Origin of the sequence: Bacteroides faecalis (assembly GCF_003865075.1) — a bacterium.
Lineage (GTDB): Bacteria > Bacteroidota > Bacteroidia > Bacteroidales > Bacteroidaceae > Bacteroides > Bacteroides faecalis.
Map to the genome: position 1 here is coordinate 337549 of NZ_BHWB01000004.1, position 16606 is coordinate 354154.

Below are 16606 nucleotides of genomic sequence, written 5' to 3' on the forward strand. Positions count from 1 at the left end.
ATGAAAGGAACAGACCATTTCAAGAGAACGATATATATGTACTTGGAACAGCGTGCGGAGGAAGATGCGCTATTTGCAAAGAAGTACCGCAACCCTGCCAAGAACATGGACGAGTGCGTGACCCACATTCTGAACTATGTGCAGAAAAGCGGTTGCAACGGTTTCACGGACGGAGAGATATTCGGGCAAGCCATCCACTACTATGAGGAAAACGAGATAGAGGTGGGCAAACCGATGGACTGCCAAGTGGTTGTGAACCACGTTGTGAAACTCACGGCAGAGGAAAAGGCGGAGGCACGTCAGAACGCTGTCCGCAAATACCAAGAGGAGGAACTCCGCAAGTTGCAGAACCGCCACAGACCGTCAGCGAGAAAAGAAAACCAACCCCAACCCTCATTATTTGATTTAGGCTTATGAAACCGAAGACCAAGATACAGAAAGAGGTGGCAAGACTTTCCGCCAACCTTCGCCCCATATCAGCGACACAAATAGATTGGGCATACCGCCACTGCGTTGAGCATATCGGCTACCGCACCAAGAAAGGGAACATCACCTGTTCCGACTGCGGTCACGAGTGGCACAGCGACAGCGGACTATGCGACACCCTTGAAGGCTGCACCTGCCCCAAATGCCATGCCGAACTCAAAGTGCAGGACACACGCAGACGCATCTACAAGGAAACGCAGAATTTCAGCGTGATAACCACCTGCAAAGGGTATCAGGTAATCCGCGTGGCGCAGGTCAGATGCGAGAGCAGGAAAGGCGAACCGATGCGTTTCTACTGCCACGAGGTCGTGCAGCGTTGGATTTCACCCGACGGCAAGGTTACGGACATGGCGTTGCTCCGTGGCTTCCTTTTCTGCTATTGCGATGTGTGGGCATTAGGCAGCGATATGGAGGTAAGACCGCACAACAGCCTATACGATGATGTGGTGGCAAGAAGCTGTGCATATCCAAAGATGAGGATATTGCCCCAACTCAGACGTAACGGCTTCAAGGGCGATTTCCACGGCATCTCCCCCGTGCGTCTTTTCAAAGCCTTGCTTTCAGACCCAAGAATTGAAACCCTTATGAAAGGCGGTGAGATTGAGGTCATGAAACACTTTCTTTTCAATACCCGTACTGCCGATGAATGTTGGGCATCATATCTGATTGCCAAGCGTCACAAGTATCAGATAGACAACCTCTCAATGTGGTGCGACTATCTGCGTATGCTCAAAAAACTCGGTCAAGACCTCCGTAACCCGAAGAACATCTGTCCCGAAGATTTCATGGCGGCACACGACAACGCAACCCGAAAAATTGAAGCCATACACGAGAAGGAAAGAGCCGCAGAGCAACGCCGTTGGGAGATTGAAAGGCGTGAGCGTGAGCAACAGCGACAACTCCAACGAAAGAAAGATGCGGAGGATTTCATCGCCAACAAATCCAAATTCTTCGGCTTGGTAATCACGGACGAGGAAATAATCGTCAAGGTGCTTGAAAGCATAGACGAGTATTACAACGAGGGCAAGACGCAGGGCATCTGCGTGTTTGGCAGTGGATACTACAAGAAAGCCGACACCCTCATACTATCGGCAAGGATTGGCGATGAGATTATTGAAACCGTAGAGGTGGACTTGCGAACCCTCGAAGTGGTGCAGTGCCACGGCAAGCACAACCAGGACACCGAATATCACGAGCGCATCATAGACCTTGTGAACAAGAACGCCAACCTTATCCGTGAGCGGATGAAAGCGGCATAGCATAACCCCTAAAACAACATTGATATGGAAGTAAGAATTGAAAGTATGATTTGTGTGTGGGATGATGCAATCCCCACGATGTTCCTTGAATTTGTGAACCTCCTCACTCTCACAACGAGTGAGGGGGAATTGAGAAAGAGCGTAAAGGAGTTTGCCGAGAAGCACGAACTTGACAAGTTTTTCCTTTACGGCTTCGGCTCACACCATTTCTACCTGCACCAACGCTACACAAGCAACCCCGAAATGGTGATGAAGAACAGAGTTCTGTCAGTACATTTTTAACCATCTAAAAAGCAACATTATGACAACACGAATGACCATCAACGGAGTAAGCACCTGCGCGGAAGCAGGTACGGAGAAATACGAGCGTTTCCAATCGGGTATCGGAAGACGCAGGCGGACACTTGTGCAGTACGACTACCGCCACCCCATAGACAGAGAATTGTTCTCTTGTGTCAAACCCACGTTGGACGAGTGCCGAGCCGCACGGGACAAGTGGCTGAACGCAAAGAAGGGAAAGGAGGACAGACTATGAACACGACCTATCAAACGCTGATAGTCAAGTTCAGCGAACCTATCACGGCATTGGACGGTATCTTTGACGATACCGGAGCGTGGGGAACGGACACCCTCAAGGGGTGGATAGATGATTACGAAAGCACACGTTTCACCGCCACCGACAGCCATACGGCAGTCATCACGAGCGAGTACAATATGGAATGTGTGAAAGAGTGGCTACAACGGCAGACCCCCATTTCCGAAATGCGAGAATTTTGAACGGGATGGCGGTGTCCGCACCGCCAATACTTAAAACCCTAAAAACAAAAGATATGATAGCCAAGACGATATTACAGCAGATAGGCGGAAAACGCTTCACCGCCATGACAGGTAGCCGTGATTTCATAGATATGGGCAACGGCTTACGGATGAGCCTTGCAAGGAACAAAACAAGTGCCAACCGCCTTGACATCATCTATGACGAAGGGGCAGACCTCTACAATATGCGCTTCTACCGCAGGACGTTCAGCAAAAAGACCTTTGAGTGCAAGACAAAGGACATTGCCGTACACGAGGGTATCTATTTTGATATGCTGGAGGAAATGTTCACGATGGTGACGGGACTTTACACACGCTTTTGAGTGGCGGGGCGGCGAGAGCCGCCCTACTTTCTTTCAGTGAGCATGATGGCGGACAAAGAAAGTAGCAAAGAAACCTTTGTCCAATCTGCGATAACTAAAAAATCCGCAAGTAAAACTTGCGGAGGCTATATATTGGGTCGTTATTTTTTGGTGGAGGGGAATGATAATCTCGAACCGTTGAACTACACATTTCTGCTTCGTCTCCATTTCCCCCAACGATTTGATACGTTCAATCATTTTTGTTGTTCCTTTCTGAATTTTCCTAAATACTTTCTTCATAATTTCGCTATACTTTTTATGGTTAATAACTATGTTTTGTATTGCTCTCACAACACTTACAACTTGAAGTGTTATTTGGAAACCGATAGGCAAAAATGGCTCAACGATGTCAATTAACGAGAAAATCCTACGATAATCTATCAAGTGATAGAGCAAAAGACGTGCCAAGTTAAATATGGCACGTCTTTTGCCAGTTTTGTCAGTCCTTTTATGGGATATACAACAGCGCAAACTCCGCCTTTCTCCGTTTGAGCAGCATGGCGTGGCGTTTTCCTTTGTAGTTGCAGAAGGCTATATACTCACGGTAGATGTTCCTGTCACCAGCTTCCAGCTTCTTGATTAAGGTGCTTTTGGGGATTGTTTTGCTGCCTAACAGCTTCGCCGGTCCCACATTGTAAGCTAACGTGCCAAGCAAAATCGAATCAACCCCGAATTTACGGAACATGGCGACAAATTTGCGCAGGTCTTTCCGCAAAAGTTCATCCGCATCCCGTTTTGTCATGGTTCGTGCCGAATACTTCTCGTTTGGCAAAAGTTTGTGACCCCAACCGACGTATGGGTAGTGTTTTTCTGAGTGCCAGCCTTCAAAGTAGCGGCAGCATAAAAAAGCACGTTCCATAAGCGGCAGTCGGTAGATTGCCGCCTGCCCGTCCGTTCCCTCTTGGCGGCTGATCTGCGCGGACACAGAACAGACCGTCAGAAGTGAACAGAGCATTGTCATGAATACACGCATCATTTCAACAAGGGGCTGAAGTTGCCGATGGGAACGATGGTAAGATCGTCGTCCTTTACATTCCTGTTGTTGAAGTCAAATTCCAGTTCGTAGGAGTTGCTAAAGTTATCCTCCACCACCACGATGAAATTATGCGCCTCATCACCCGCCGCCGTGTAGTACAGGCGGAATTTTTCGTTCTCCAGCAGGTAGCGGTCGTTAGGCAGGAAGGTGATGCCGTTATCCATTTTGAGCGAGCCTTCCCCCTCGAACTGGAAATAGCGGATGGTATAGAGCGTACCCGAAAAGTCGCCCTCCTTTTTCAGTTCACAGCGGATTTCCACTGTCTGCCCCTTTACTACCTTGTTCGGCACGGGCATGACCTCCACCGTGAAGGGATAGGACTGCTGGATGTCCATGTCATCGTCACATGACACGAGGGTGAATGACATGGCGGCTATCAGGCATAACGCCACTGCCTTGAATATTGATGTTCTCTTGTTTCTGTTGTTCAGTATGTTCATTGTTCTTCGATTTTTAGATGGTTGTTTTTCTGTTTTTTCGTTGTCAGTTGCAGGTACTCGTTCAAGTCCTTGCAACCGTCATAGAGGGAGGAACGGTCGGTGACACGTTCCCCGTATCGCATGGTAAGTGCGGCAAGCGTCCGCCGTCCGGCTTCGTCACGGTCGAGGAAGCAGCCGATGCGCCCGTATCCGTCCAGCAATCCCGCCGCCTTCTCCACGTTGGCGACTGAGTTCAGCACAAGACAGTCAGCGTTACCGGTTACACCAAGCGTCACGGCAGAGAGAAAGTCCATGAAGCCCTCGAACACGAGGCACTCGTCAGCCGGGATGTCATTCGCCTTTACCAGTGATACAGACTTCGGAGGTATGCAACCCTTGAAATATCGGCTTCTGACTTCATAGCCACCTGCCATGTTCGGAAAGCCAACGGCAAAATACCGTTTCCCACGCACACCGTAGTTCAAGCGGCAGCAGTGACGGGATGCGATGGCGTAAGGGATGCCCCGTTCCTCTAAATACTCCGTCAGCAGTGAGCGGAGCAGCGGAGCGACCTCCACATCCTCAAAAACGGATTCGGTCGGCTTCGAGAGATAGACGGGCTTTTCCCATCCGGCAACCGTCATATTGGCGGCTTCCGCTATGAACTTCGCTTGCTTCATGAAGTCATCGCTTTGCAGAAACTCCCCGGCAAGCGTGAAGATGTCGCCGCCCTTGCCCAAACCGAAGTCGTACCAGAGCTGTTTCGCCACGTTCACACGGAAAGAGGATGTGCGCTCGCCCCTGTACGGGGCAAGATACCACAGCTCGTTACCGCTCCTTCTGACAGGCTCATGCCCCAGCCGTGCGAGAAAATCCGCAAGCGGCATCCTTCTGACAGCATCTATTTCCGTCCTTTCCATGCCCGTGTCAGTTGATGATGAACTTGATACCGACCCCGAACTGCGTGTGGAACTTCCGTGTGTCGCCACCCCAAAGGCAACGCTCCCGCAGGTTGGCAAGCAGGGCGATACGGTCTGCCACGTAACACTCCACATCGAGCGTCAGCGCACCGCCGTAGATGAAGGCGTCCCGGTCGTGCAGCGTGGAGCCGTCATGCAGCACCTTCTTCCCCCAATTTACCGCCTCATATCCGGCGAGAGCCGAAGCCCCGGCATAGACGAAAACAATCTTTCGGGCGTCCGACAGTATCTTGAAGTAATAGCCGCCCTCCGCCGTGAACTGCGCCACGGGTATCTTGGTGTCCTTGTAGGGATTGTTCTTCAACAGGTATTCGCCACCGAACACCCACTTGTTCCCCTTCTTCGTGTAGGTGGAGAGAGCCGCCCCGAAGCTGTACCCGCCGTCCTTGCCGCCGAGATTGAAGCCGTCCGCCATGTCCGCCCTCACCTCGATGCCCTGCATCTTCGGCAGACACCGCTGGGCGTGCGCCTGCCCTGTAAAAAGGGCAAGCGACGCGATGATTATTGCGATGTACTTTCTCATGGTCAGCGTACTTGAAGTTCGTTGATGGTACCCGCGCGTACCAAATCCTCGTTCTCAATCACGAAGGACTGGTGACGGCCGCCGTTCTTCTCGTTCAATTCCACCACGAGGCACTTGTCATCGGGGATGGTGAACTTCGCCATCGTGAAGACCGTGCGCTCGCTCTTTTTGCCCGGCACGAGGGTGGCGTAGTTCTGCGCGCGGAGCGGCAGAATAATCTGCTCCTGCACGGCAGTACGCTTCGCAACCTTCTTGTCCACGATTTTCCAAGTGATGTAGTCCACATCGAAAGGCACGTTGCTCTGGTTCTTTATCTCCGTGTGGAAATAAAGCAAGCCGTTGTGCGTGTAGATGCCTTTCAACAGGTATTGGATGCCGAAACGCTTGCAGCCGATATGCTTCACCTCGCGCTTGTTCTGTTTGTGGATGGACTTCATGATAAGGCGCACCAGCATCGGGCTTTCGCTGCCCAGCTCTTTCAGATAGATTTCCTGCGCGTTGTTCGGGCGGTTCACCGTGCTGCCGTCATGGATGAAGTCGCACATCTCCACGTTGAGCAACAGCGGTTCGGCGGCGTACTTCACGTTGAAGGTGTAGAAACTGCCGTCCTCCGTGATGACGGACATATTCGTTTCGTTGGGAAAATTCCTTACGGTAGCCTTCACACGGATGATGTTCTCCGCTCCGTCGGCTTTCCCGGCAATCAGGTCGGGCGAGCCTAAATCGACATAGCGCACCTCCGCCGGAAAAATGACGTGGACGGTCTTGTCGTAGGTCACTTCCAGACCGTGCGGCGGTATCATGCGGTCGAAGGTCAGCTTGCGTGACAGCCCGTGATATAGGTCGCCGTCCGCCTCCTTCTGCGGATAGACCTCCTTCGTCAAGGTCGGTTGTTCACTTCCGTTGGTCGTTTCAACGGTTACATTCTCCTGCGCGTTGGCAGTTATGATGCCCATAGCGAGGGCAAACATGATGATTACTTTTCTCATTACTTTTGGATTTTAGTGGTAATTTTTATTGTTTTCAATATTTTTCTTGGTAAAGCATGACCCTGTACCCGGCTTTCAGATGCACCTTGACGGTTCGCATCTTTTTGGCGATGTACTGGCTCGTGCCTTGTATCAGCCCCTTGCCCAAGTCGGAGGCGAGCTGCGCCCCGGCATTGGTGGAGATGTTGATGCTGCTTCCCAGCGAGCCGCCCATGTTGGCGGCGACCTCCCGGACGGCGTTCATCTCCATCGAGTTCGGGATGAAGATGCCGGGCTGTCCGTCCGTGTCATAGACCGCAAGCTCCACGGGGATAATCGTGCCGTCGTATTCCAGCGAGGTAATCTCGATGTCGAGCCGCTCACCCTGTATCTTGCCCGTGCCGACCACCACCGCACCCCGGGGTATTGTCCTGCCTGCCACCGCCATAGGCTCCAGCAGGCGCAGCCTTACCGTCTGCCCGTCCGTCACGCTCTGCGCCCCATGCACGCACGCCGGTATGGTGTTCCTGTCCAATACCTCCGCCGTGCCGACAGCCGTGTTGAAACCCCGGTTGCGTTCCTGCGATAAGGCGGCGACAAACTCCGCGTTACTCATAGGCTGTGAGAGTGAAGAAACTACTTGATGCTCCACCTGTCTGATAGGCATTGCCTTGTTCTTCTTCCCTTTCTGCACGGTAGTTGGCTCTGCCCTCTGTTCCGCCGATGGCTGTCCTCCGTTCTGACCGCCCATGTACTTTGCCGCCAGCTCGTAGGACTTCTCCATAAGAGCCACCTGCTCGTCCATAGAGGAAGCCTTGCCCCTCTCGCTTTCCAGTTCCGACTCCAGCGATGCGATGCGCTCCAACAATTCGTCCATCTCCGCATTGTCGTTTTTCGGCTGGTCGTAGAAGTTTCCGAGCGTGGCGTTCAGGTCACGGTAGGCGGCTGCGGAGGACTGGATGGTCTGCGGCGTGGCTGGCTTTGCCCTTTCTTCCTTGCCGCCCGGATTGGCGAGGTCGAAGTCCACTCCGTTCTCCGTTCCCGCTATCTCGCGGTCGAACATGTCGCCCAGCTGCCCGATGGCACGGTTGCGGCTCTCCTGACGCTCTTCCATCTCCCCATGCTCGTAGGCTTTCAGCTTGTCGCCGATAATCTGCCGGTTCGCCTTGTCAGCGTCGGGCATCTCGGTGTTGTATCCGTCCGTTCCCGGCGGTTGCTCCTTGCCGGAGGACGGGGCGAATATCAGCCACATCGCCCCGATGAACACCAACACCATAGCGGGCAGCACGATCATCTTCTGCCGTTTCAGCCGTTGCGCCTCTGTCAGCGGTTCGCGCTCCTTTTTCGGTTTCCCCGTTTCGGGAGCAGCTTTGTTCTCTTTCGTCGGTTCATTCTTTGTCTGTTCCATATAAATAAGGTGTTAAGTGATTGCCTGTTTCCGCCGGGGTCGGCAGTTCCACCCGTCCGGCGTGTCCCGTTTCCATATGTGAGCCGTCGTTCCTGCCGATGTCATAGACGGCTCTGCCGAAGGTGTAAAGGGCAAGCACCGCGAAGGCGGCGAACATCCCCAGCACGATGCGGCGGCGTGTTTCCGGCGGCAAGCCGTCCAGATACCCTTTGAGACTTGCCGCCAAGCGTTTCCGTTTGTCGTGGAGTTTCCAATACATGCCCCACATTGATTTTCTGATACTTTTCATGTCCTGTTACCGTTTGATAGTCTGTAAATCCTTGTTCTCAATGATGGTGAAACCCTCGATGGTAAAACCGTTCGGGTTGTCATCCGACCGCGATGCGTTCAGCAGGCGGCAGGTGGTCACGAGGCTGCGCTCGGTGACGTTGCTCTGCCGGATGATTTTCTGTGTGGCGTAGGTCACGGCACGGTAGGGATAGGCGTTGAAGTCGCACACCACGCTGTCCACCTTCAGCACTTGGTTGATGTTCCCGGCGATGATGCGGTTGTAGTACCCCTTCTCCGCGAAGTCCGAATAATAGTGGTACACGCTCTTGTCCGCCAGCAGCAAGGCACGTTTCACGTTGTGTTCAATCGCGCTTTTTTCAGGTGATAGCGTGAAGAACATCTCGTGGAAACGGCGCACATGTTCCCGTGCCTCCGCCGGGCGGTTCTGCGACAAATCCTGAGACAAGGCGAGCATCAGGCTCTTGCCGTTGTCCAGCACATAGATTTTCTCCCGTTGCTTCTCTGCGAAACGGTAGGAGTTCCACACGCTCCACACCGTCACCACGGCGCACAGCGAGAGGAAGACGATACCGAACAGGCGTATCTGCCTGAACGACGATTCGATGTTTCTAAGTGATTTGAATTCCATTTATATTTTCCAATTTATGATTGCACATTGATTATTTCAGCAATTTGCCGACACGTCCGACTGCGTTTCCTGCGGCTGCACCCGCCACGCTGCCCGCCATGCTTCCGGCTCGTCCCGCCATCTGGTTCACGTTGCGACCGTAACCGCCCATGCCTCCGGCTTGGATAATCCAGCCCGCAACGGTGGGAATGGTAAAGTAGCCGATGATGCCGATGCAGAGGAATACGATATACACCCCGTCGCTCGAATCCAGCGAGAAGTTCGGGTCTGCCTGCATCCGCTCGATGTCGTTTTGCAGCATCAGAACCTGTATCTTCGCCAGTATGGTGCTGAACATGTCCGATACCGGTAGCCACAGATAGACCTGTATATAGCGGCATATCCACTGCGTGAGCGTGTTTTGGAAACCGTCCCATACCGACAGGGCGAAGGCTATCGGACCGAGAATCGCCAGCACCACGAGAAAGAAGGTGCGGACGGTGTCTATCACGAGGGCGGCGGCTTGGAACAGCAGTTCGAGTATCTCGCGGAAGAAGTCGCGGATGCTCTTCTTCATGTTGTACATTCCCCGGTCGATATACATTCCCGCCATCGTCACCATGTCGGAGGGCGACCAGCCGAGTTCCTCCAGTTGCTTGTCAAATTCCTCGTTGGACACGAGGTAGGCGGTTTCGGGGTTGCGTACCATCGCCTCGTATTCCAGTTTGTCCTTCTGCTCCCGGTATCGGTTCATGTCCAGCGTTTCCGCCTCCAGCATCTTTGCCGTGCCCTGTACGACGGGTGAGAGGATGCTGTTTATCGTGCCCAGCACCACAGTCGGGAAGAACATGATGCACAGACCGATGGCAAAAGGACGGAGCATCGGGAATACGTCTATCGGTTCAGCTCTCGCCAGCGACTGCCATACCCGGTAGGCGACGTAGAACAGCGCACCCAGCCCGGCGATGCCTTTCGCCACACCAGCCATGTCCCCACACAGCGGCATCATCTGCTCATAAAGTGAACGTAAAATCTGATGAAGGTTGTCGAACTTCATAGGCTACCAGTATCTTTCGTTCATGTTCCCGTACAGCCCCATGATGCGGTCGAGGTCGTTCTTCTTTTTCGCACGCAGGTAACTCACGGAGATGTTCTTGTTCGTGTAGTAGCTCACGAGGTTGCGGTAACGCTTCATCTTCGAGTGGCAGCGTTCCACCACGTCCATGCGCTCCTTGTCGGTCATGGAGAGCGTGGTGATGTTCACCACGTTCCTGAGTTCCGTCAACACTTCGTTGCTTTCCTCCAGCAGTTTCGTGTAGCCGAAAGCGATTGCGGAAAGCTCTTCGGGTCTGAAATTCCCGTCACGGAGCATCCGTTGGAAACTGTTCACATAGATGTCTGTGATGTCGCCCACCATCAGGATGGTCTGCTGCACCTTGCGGGCGTCCTTGACCAGATTGTTCACCGATTTGAGGGGTAGGCTAAGCATCCAACGCCCTGCCGTATTACTACGGTGGGTTTTCGGAAGCTCGCCCCCAAACCGGACGTACACGTCTCCGCGTATCCGGCTTTCTACTAATAATATCAATCTATTCATTGTTACTGAGTTTTTTGTAACACTTACCACATATGGCAATAGTCTTTCGTTTGCGAGCCATCATTTGTTTTTCGCAGGTAGTTTTCCCTTGAAGATTTTTTAATTTTCTCACATGGTGCATCACTAACTTATCGACTACTCCACATAATTCACATTTTTCCGCTTTCAGCCTATCTATAAGACTTGTGTTTGTAGGATGATATGTGAATTTGGGCAAGTTGTCTAAATCCTTAATGTTCATTGGATTTTTCTTTTTGAACCCACCATGATAAAAGGTCAAGTCTTTGGCAGTACCGTTCTTTAAATAGTATCTAACTGAAAAAAGTCCATTCTTGGTGTACTTTTTTCGGATTTGCGACATCGTTGTCCGATATTTCTGCGCAAATGTTTTGTACATACTATATTTCATGATATACCCAAGTTTTGACAGACTACTACAATTATTAGCCAAACAATAGTAATTGTAAATGCCCTTTATTTCCTTGTTGTACCTGTCAAGTATCTCAAAGTCATTGTTGTTTGAAAGTTTGGGACGGGATTTTGCTTTCCAATACTCCTTGCCGTTGTGTATCTTTATTTCTAAAACACGATATTCGAGCAACTTTTTCTTAAACGTATCCTTTCCAAGTGCCAATTGTATCCTCTTATTGAAGACACGTCTTAGTACTCCGTATTTGCTTCTTTTGGTGTCATTGGATTTCCTTACAAAAATCTCATATCCGAGAAATTTTGCAGCGTTTTCAGCATGGGTGATAAGTGTTTTCTCATCGGACAGTGTAAGAGCCAACTTTTCATAGAGGAAGTTCTTTATGTCCTCTTTGATGATGATAGCATCTTGTTTACTGCCAATGATTCCAATTAGAAAATCATCCGCATATCTCACGTATTTGAGTTTTCTGTAGTTCATATCCATTTCGTCACCATCAGAATACTGCAAACCTTCTTTTTGATAAGCCTTATATTGTCTTATCAATTCTGACCTTTCATTTTTGTCTTTTACCACTTTCAACTTTTTCAGAATACGGTGTCGTTTGCCTTCAAGTGATACTGCCTGTTTGGTTCTTTTCCGTTCTTTCCCCTTATCAAATTTTTCAGTGTATTCCTTCATGAATTTATCCAACTTATCAAGGTATATGTTTGCCAAGATAGGGCTGACAATTCCGCCTTGCGGTGTTCCGCTGTAGGAGTTATGAAAGTTCCAGTCTTCGATATATCCTGCATTCAGAAATTTTCTAATCAAGCGAATAAATCTTTCGTCAGCGATACGTTCTTTCAGAATACCTATCAGTATCTCATGATTGATATTGTCGAAAAATCCCTTAATATCACCTTCTACGAACCATTTCACGCCCGAAAATGTCTTCTGAATATCAGACAAGGCAGTGTGGCAGCTTCTTAGGGGTCGGAAGCCATGCGACGTTTTTTCAAACTGTCTTTCATAGATGGCTTCCAATATCATTCTGACCACTTCCTGCAATAATTTATCGTTAAAAGCTGGTACACCTAATGGACGCATTTTCCCATTTTTCTTTGGGATATACACCCGTTTTGAGGGTTGGGGCTGATAACTCTCATCTTTCAACGATGTTATCAGTTGTTCAATTCGGTTCAGGCTCATTTGGTCAATGGTTTTCCCATCTGCACCTGCTGTCATATTGCCCGGTTTCGCATATATGCGTTGGTAGGCAACGTAATACATTTCCTCATTGAAAAAGATACGGTACAAGCGTTCGAACTTGTAATTCAAATTTTCACTGTGTTCCGTTAGACTGTTTAATACATACTCTGGACTTCTCATAATGTCTCTCACATTTTCCGTTATTTGCATTAAAATTATTAGCTGCTTCCCTTCGCCATGTACAGGGCTTTCCCCTGCTCAGACTACTACGGAAGCTCCGTTGCCTTGTCGGATTTTCATAGGTCTGTACCTAATAGCCTTGCGGCGTTCCGATTTAGGCAATCCCCGTTTACGATATAATAACATGGCTATGATAGATTATCGGATATGACTTCCGCCCGTTACCGCTTACTGCGGTTGTGCCGTAATTTGTTCCTGCCTCTACTACACGACGCTCGCAACAGAGGTATTACGGTATAGCGAGTTAAGTTATCTTTCACTATAAAACATACTGGGTTCACTTGGACTATCATTCAATCAGTTTGGATTTTATCCTCGTATCTATCTGTTTCATCTCACCATTCAGTTGCAATTTGATAACTAATTGACTTATGGCTTTCCAGCGTGCTATACTCCCTGCCGTCCTTTCGTGGGCAGATAAGCTGGTGATGATAGGTAAATATTGGAACACTTACCTAATAGCTTGCCAATGCTATATTTATTATATCGCCTATACGGGCGCACCATCGTAATACTTCTTGCCCTGCTGATAGATTTTCACCGTCTCCTGAAAGTTGCTCACCATGTTCGTGGCGGTCTTGGAGGTATGGATGATGTTTTTGGAGGCATTGATGATGCCCTGCGCTAGATTGCCCGGATCGCTTACGACCCACTGTGCGCTTGCCCTGCCCGCGAAAAGCAGGCACAGGCAGATAATCATTGTTATTCTTGTTCTCATGTTACTTTGGATTTTAGTGGTTGTTATTCTTCGGTCGGATGTCCCGGCTGCGGCTTCACCCGCACATAGTCCCCGTTTGGCGAGAAAGTCAGCACATCCGTGGCCTCGTTGTAGGACACGTCGATGCGGAAGCCGGTGTTCATGAACAGGTTGCCGTTCTCCTCCTGCAAGAGATAGGTTTCCGGCTTGAGCTTGCGGCGCAGACCGCTACGACGGAACACCGTCACTTTGTAGGCTTCGCCCTCCTTGTAGATAAGCACGTCAGGTTTTCCCTCCACGCTCTCCCAGTTCCCGCACAGCATGTCGCGGCGGTTGTCGGCCACGTCGCAGGATTGCAGCATCATGACCGCCAATCCGATAAGGCACTTGCTGACTTGCAGCATTTTCACTTTTGGTAAATTCATACGCGTTTTTCTTTTTTGGTTGATACATTCTGTTTTTTAGTTATTCCTTGTTTCTCCGCCTTTCGGCAAGCTGCCGGATGGCGGCTTCGATGTCGTCGCCCAGCTTCTCCGCCAGACGGTAAACCTCCACTTTTTCCGTTTCCTCGGTGGTGTACGCCAGATACTCTTCCGCGCTGACCTCCGTGGCATAGACCGCCGACTGCGTGCCGCCCAAGCCTATCCACACCTCCTTGTAGAGCCGTGAAGGGTTGTTCGCCATGTTGATGGAGAGTATCTGCGACTTCTCCTTTTCCGTCAGTCCGAGCAACGCCTGTATCTGGTCGAACTTGTTCATATATTTCCTTTGGTCAAGCAGGATTTTACAATCCGAGTTGTTGATAATGCTCTCTTTGACCACCGGAGAACTGATAATGTCGTCCACCTCCTGCGTCACCACGATTGCCTCGCCGTAATATTTTCTGACCGTCTTATACATATAGCGCAGATATTCAGCCATGTTCGCCGATGAGAGGGCCTTCCAAGCCTCTTCCACGATAAGCTGTTTCCGCACGCCTTTCAGCCGCCGCATCTTGTTGATGAAGGCTTCCATGATGATGATGGTCACGACGGGGAACAGTTCGCGGTTTTCTTTAATCGAATCTATCTCGAAGACGATGAACCGCTTGCCGAGCAGGTCGATGTTCTCCGTGGAGTTGAGCAGGAAATCGTAACGCCCGCCCCGGTAATACTGCCGCATGGTGGTGAGCATGTTGTCGATGTTGAAGTCGGACTTCTCCACCTTGATGTCACGCTGTGCCAGTTCCTTGCGGTAGTCGTCACGCATATACTCGTAGAAGGTGTTGAACGACGGCACGATGCTACGGTCGGATTGGATGCGCTCAATATAGGCACTCACGGCACTGCCCAGCTCGCCGCTCTCCGTCTTTGTCACCTTGTCGTCCTCCGACTTCCAGAGCGTCAGCAACAGGGTCTTGATGCTGTCCTTCTTCTCCACGTCGAAGATGTAATCGTCGGTGTAGAACGGGTTGAAGCTGATGGGCTTATCTTCCGTGTAGGTGAAATACACACCGTCCGCTCCGCCTGTCTTGCGTCGGATCATGCCGCACAAGCCCTGATAGGAGTTTCCCGTGTCCACCAATACCACATGTGCGCCTTGCTCATAATATTGGCGCACGAGGTGGTTCATGAAGAAAGACTTGCCGCTGCCCGAAGGACCCAGCACGAACTTGTTGCGGTTGGTCGTGATACCTCGCTTCATGGGCAGGTCGGAGATGTCAAGGTGCAGCGGTTTTCCCGTGAGCCTGTCCACCATCTTGATGCCGAAGGGCGAGAGCGAGCTGCGGTAGTTGGTTTCCTCTGTGAACAGGCACACCGCCTGTTCGATGAAGGTGTGGAAACTCTCTTCCGCCGGGAAGTCCGCCGCATTGCCGGGTATCGCCGCCCAGTAGAGTGTCGGGCAGTCGATGGTGTTGTGGCGCGGCACGCATTCCATGCTTGCCAACTGGCTGCCCACGTCGTTCTTGATATGCTTCAGTTCCTCCGCATCGTCGCTCCACGCCATGACGTTGAAGTGTGCCCGTACCGAGGTCAGTCCGTAGGAATGGGCTTCGTTCAGGTATTGGTCTATCCACTCGCGGTTGATGCTGTTGCTCCTTGAATAGCGAGATAGCGACTGCATGTTACGGGCGGACTTCTCGAACTTCTGCAAGGTTTCCTCACTGTTGTCTATCAGCACATACTGGTTGTAGATATGGTTGCAGGAGAGCAGAAGCCCCACCGGGGAGGCGAATGACAGTCGGCAGTCACTCCGGTCGGTGGAGAGCTTCTCGTAACGGGTGTCGGTAGCCACCTTGCCCGGCAGGTCTTCCGCGTCGGAGAGGGTGTGCAGACACAGGCGGTTGTCGCCGATGCGCATCTCCCTTGCCGAAAGCTCGATGTCCTGCAAGGTGGTGTCACCTTCCGGCATGAGCGAGAAGTAGCGTTCAATAAGTCCCGTCTTTCCCTCAGTACCCACAATCTCATCGGTGGAGAGGCGGCGCAGCCTGACAAGCCCGCTGTCGTTCATGATGCGCTCGAACTGTTCGCAGGCTTCCAAGAACTTGGTCGTGGTTTCCCTGTCCAGCTCCTTCGGGATGATATGTCCCCGGCACAGCGTGCTGAAATTGCTCTGCATCCGGTTACGCTCCTTTGTTGTCTTGGTCAGGTAGAGGTAGCAGGTGTGTTTCAGGTACGGACGCTCGTTGAAGTGACGCTCGAAAGAGCGGCTTAAAAAGCTCATGTCGTCCTTCTGAAGCTCCGGTTTGTAGCGTTCCTTGATGAACCAGTCCTGTTTGTGGACGACGGAGTAGTCCGGCAGCACCTTGATAGCCTTGCACCAGCAACTGTGTATCGCCTCGTACTCCGCACCCGTCACGGTGTAAAGTTCCGGTAGTTCCACCTCGAAAGCCACCGTGATGTCGGCGTCCTTTGAGATGATGCAGCCATGCTCCACCGCTAAAAGTGGGAACCTGTTTTCCAGTGTTGTCATTTTCGATGTATTCCTCATTGTCTTTCTTCCTTTCGTTGTCGTTTGAACAGACGGGTTATCCGCCGCCGGTTGATAAGGTATCGGGGATGGCTCCGTGCCGCTCCTAATTTCATCAGCCCGTGTTCACCGTACCGGGCGTTCAGCGCGAAGGTCTGCCATACAAGGAGGGAGGACGATGCCGCGCCGAAGCCGATACATATCCACTGGTCGATACCGACCATGTAGAGGATGACGAACAGGACGAAGAGAGCCAGCAGACCTCCGCAGAAGATGAAGAGGTACTGTGCCTTCAAGCCCTTGAACTCTACCGGACGGCCGATACCCTTGTTGATTGGGTATTCAGCCAT

Annotated in this window: 20 protein-coding genes and 2 pseudogenes; 6 read left to right on the plus strand and 16 right to left on the minus strand. The window is 51.2% G+C overall.

The features are described from left to right. The 6 genes from EJF25_RS09405 to EJF25_RS09430 are packed head-to-tail and all read left to right on the plus strand — an operon-like array spanning position 1 to position 2884. Entirely contained in the window at positions 1-417 is a 417-nt protein-coding gene (locus EJF25_RS09405; RefSeq protein ID WP_004291533.1) for a PcfK-like family protein, read from the plus strand. Then, positions 414-1745, plus strand: coding sequence for a PcfJ domain-containing protein (locus tag EJF25_RS09410; RefSeq protein ID WP_004291532.1), 1332 nt, complete (start codon positions 414-416; stop codon positions 1743-1745). The genes EJF25_RS09405 and EJF25_RS09410 overlap by 4 nt, the downstream gene beginning before the upstream one ends. A 24-nt stretch (positions 1746-1769) precedes the next feature. Next, on the plus strand, positions 1770-2027 hold the full coding sequence (locus EJF25_RS09415; protein WP_004291531.1) for a DUF8466 domain-containing protein: 258 nt from the start codon (positions 1770-1772) through the stop codon (positions 2025-2027). A gap of 19 nt (positions 2028-2046) precedes the next feature. Then, on the plus strand, positions 2047-2280 hold the full coding sequence (locus EJF25_RS09420) for a DUF3873 domain-containing protein (protein ID WP_004304291.1): 234 nt from the start codon (positions 2047-2049) through the stop codon (positions 2278-2280). Beyond that, positions 2277-2522 (plus strand): DUF6956 domain-containing protein, encoded by a 246-nt coding sequence (locus EJF25_RS09425; RefSeq protein WP_004291529.1) that lies wholly within the window; start codon positions 2277-2279, stop codon positions 2520-2522. Before EJF25_RS09420 ends, EJF25_RS09425 begins: the two co-directional genes overlap by 4 nt. Positions 2523-2575: 53 nt before the next feature. Beyond that, on the plus strand, positions 2576-2884 hold the full coding sequence (locus tag EJF25_RS09430; protein WP_004304290.1) for a hypothetical protein: 309 nt from the start codon (positions 2576-2578) through the stop codon (positions 2882-2884). Between the two features lie 33 nt (positions 2885-2917). Here EJF25_RS09430 and EJF25_RS26330 read toward each other — a convergent pair whose 3' ends face one another. The 16 genes and pseudogenes from EJF25_RS26330 to EJF25_RS09505 form a co-directional block, all read right to left on the minus strand. Beyond that, positions 2918-3307 carry a hypothetical protein gene (locus EJF25_RS26330; RefSeq protein ID WP_004291527.1) on the minus strand — a complete coding sequence of 130 codons (390 nt, stop codon included), beginning with the start codon at positions 3305-3307 and terminating at the stop codon, positions 2918-2920. Positions 3308-3371: 64 nt separating this feature from the next. Then, positions 3372-3899 (minus strand): glycoside hydrolase family protein, encoded by a 528-nt coding sequence (locus EJF25_RS09440; protein WP_004291526.1) that lies wholly within the window; start codon positions 3897-3899, stop codon positions 3372-3374. Beyond that, positions 3896-4399, minus strand: coding sequence for a DUF3872 domain-containing protein (locus tag EJF25_RS09445; RefSeq protein ID WP_004291525.1), 504 nt, complete (start codon positions 4397-4399; stop codon positions 3896-3898). The genes EJF25_RS09440 and EJF25_RS09445 overlap by 4 nt, the downstream gene beginning before the upstream one ends. Continuing rightward, the gene (locus tag EJF25_RS09450) at positions 4396-5298 is read right to left on the minus strand and encodes a DUF8464 domain-containing protein (protein ID WP_004291524.1); all 903 of its coding nucleotides are present in this window, start codon (positions 5296-5298) and stop codon (positions 4396-4398) included. The genes EJF25_RS09445 and EJF25_RS09450 overlap by 4 nt, the downstream gene beginning before the upstream one ends. A 7-nt stretch (positions 5299-5305) precedes the next feature. Next, on the minus strand, positions 5306-5881 hold the full coding sequence (locus EJF25_RS09455) for a conjugal transfer protein TraO (protein ID WP_004291523.1): 576 nt from the start codon (positions 5879-5881) through the stop codon (positions 5306-5308). Positions 5882-5883: 2 nt separating this feature from the next. Further along, positions 5884-6870, minus strand: a complete 987-nt coding sequence (gene traN, locus EJF25_RS09460) for a conjugative transposon protein TraN (RefSeq protein WP_004291522.1) — start codon at positions 6868-6870, stop codon at positions 5884-5886. Between the two features lie 34 nt (positions 6871-6904). Beyond that, positions 6905-8257, minus strand: coding sequence for a conjugative transposon protein TraM (gene traM / locus EJF25_RS09465; RefSeq protein WP_004291521.1), 1353 nt, complete (start codon positions 8255-8257; stop codon positions 6905-6907). Further along, positions 8238-8525, minus strand: a complete 288-nt coding sequence (locus EJF25_RS25075) for a TraL conjugative transposon family protein (RefSeq protein WP_018697145.1) — start codon at positions 8523-8525, stop codon at positions 8238-8240. Before EJF25_RS25075 ends, traM begins: the two co-directional genes overlap by 20 nt. Positions 8526-8552: 27 nt before the next feature. Further along, on the minus strand, positions 8553-9176 hold the full coding sequence (gene traK, locus EJF25_RS09470; protein ID WP_004291519.1) for a conjugative transposon protein TraK: 624 nt from the start codon (positions 9174-9176) through the stop codon (positions 8553-8555). Between the two features lie 31 nt (positions 9177-9207). Continuing rightward, entirely contained in the window at positions 9208-10212 is a 1005-nt protein-coding gene (gene traJ, locus EJF25_RS09475) for a conjugative transposon protein TraJ (RefSeq protein WP_004291518.1), read from the minus strand. A gap of 3 nt (positions 10213-10215) precedes the next feature. Next, positions 10216-10629: pseudogene (locus EJF25_RS09480) on the minus strand (DUF4141 domain-containing protein); the annotation flags it as partial. Positions 10630-10744: 115 nt separating this feature from the next. Then, positions 10745-12550 carry a reverse transcriptase/maturase family protein gene (locus EJF25_RS09485; RefSeq protein WP_025066979.1) on the minus strand — a complete coding sequence of 602 codons (1806 nt, stop codon included), beginning with the start codon at positions 12548-12550 and terminating at the stop codon, positions 10745-10747. Between the two features lie 565 nt (positions 12551-13115). Then, positions 13116-13328: pseudogene (locus tag EJF25_RS09490) on the minus strand (DUF4141 domain-containing protein); the annotation flags it as partial. Between the two features lie 23 nt (positions 13329-13351). Next, a complete protein-coding gene (locus tag EJF25_RS09495; RefSeq protein WP_004291516.1) occupies positions 13352-13732 on the minus strand; it encodes a DUF3876 domain-containing protein in 381 nt (126 codons plus the stop codon). Positions 13733-13772: 40 nt separating this feature from the next. After that, positions 13773-16277, minus strand: a complete 2505-nt coding sequence (locus EJF25_RS09500; RefSeq protein ID WP_004291515.1) for a TraG family conjugative transposon ATPase — start codon at positions 16275-16277, stop codon at positions 13773-13775. Then, a complete protein-coding gene (locus EJF25_RS09505; protein ID WP_004291514.1) occupies positions 16274-16606 on the minus strand; it encodes a DUF4133 domain-containing protein in 333 nt (110 codons plus the stop codon). The genes EJF25_RS09500 and EJF25_RS09505 overlap by 4 nt, the downstream gene beginning before the upstream one ends.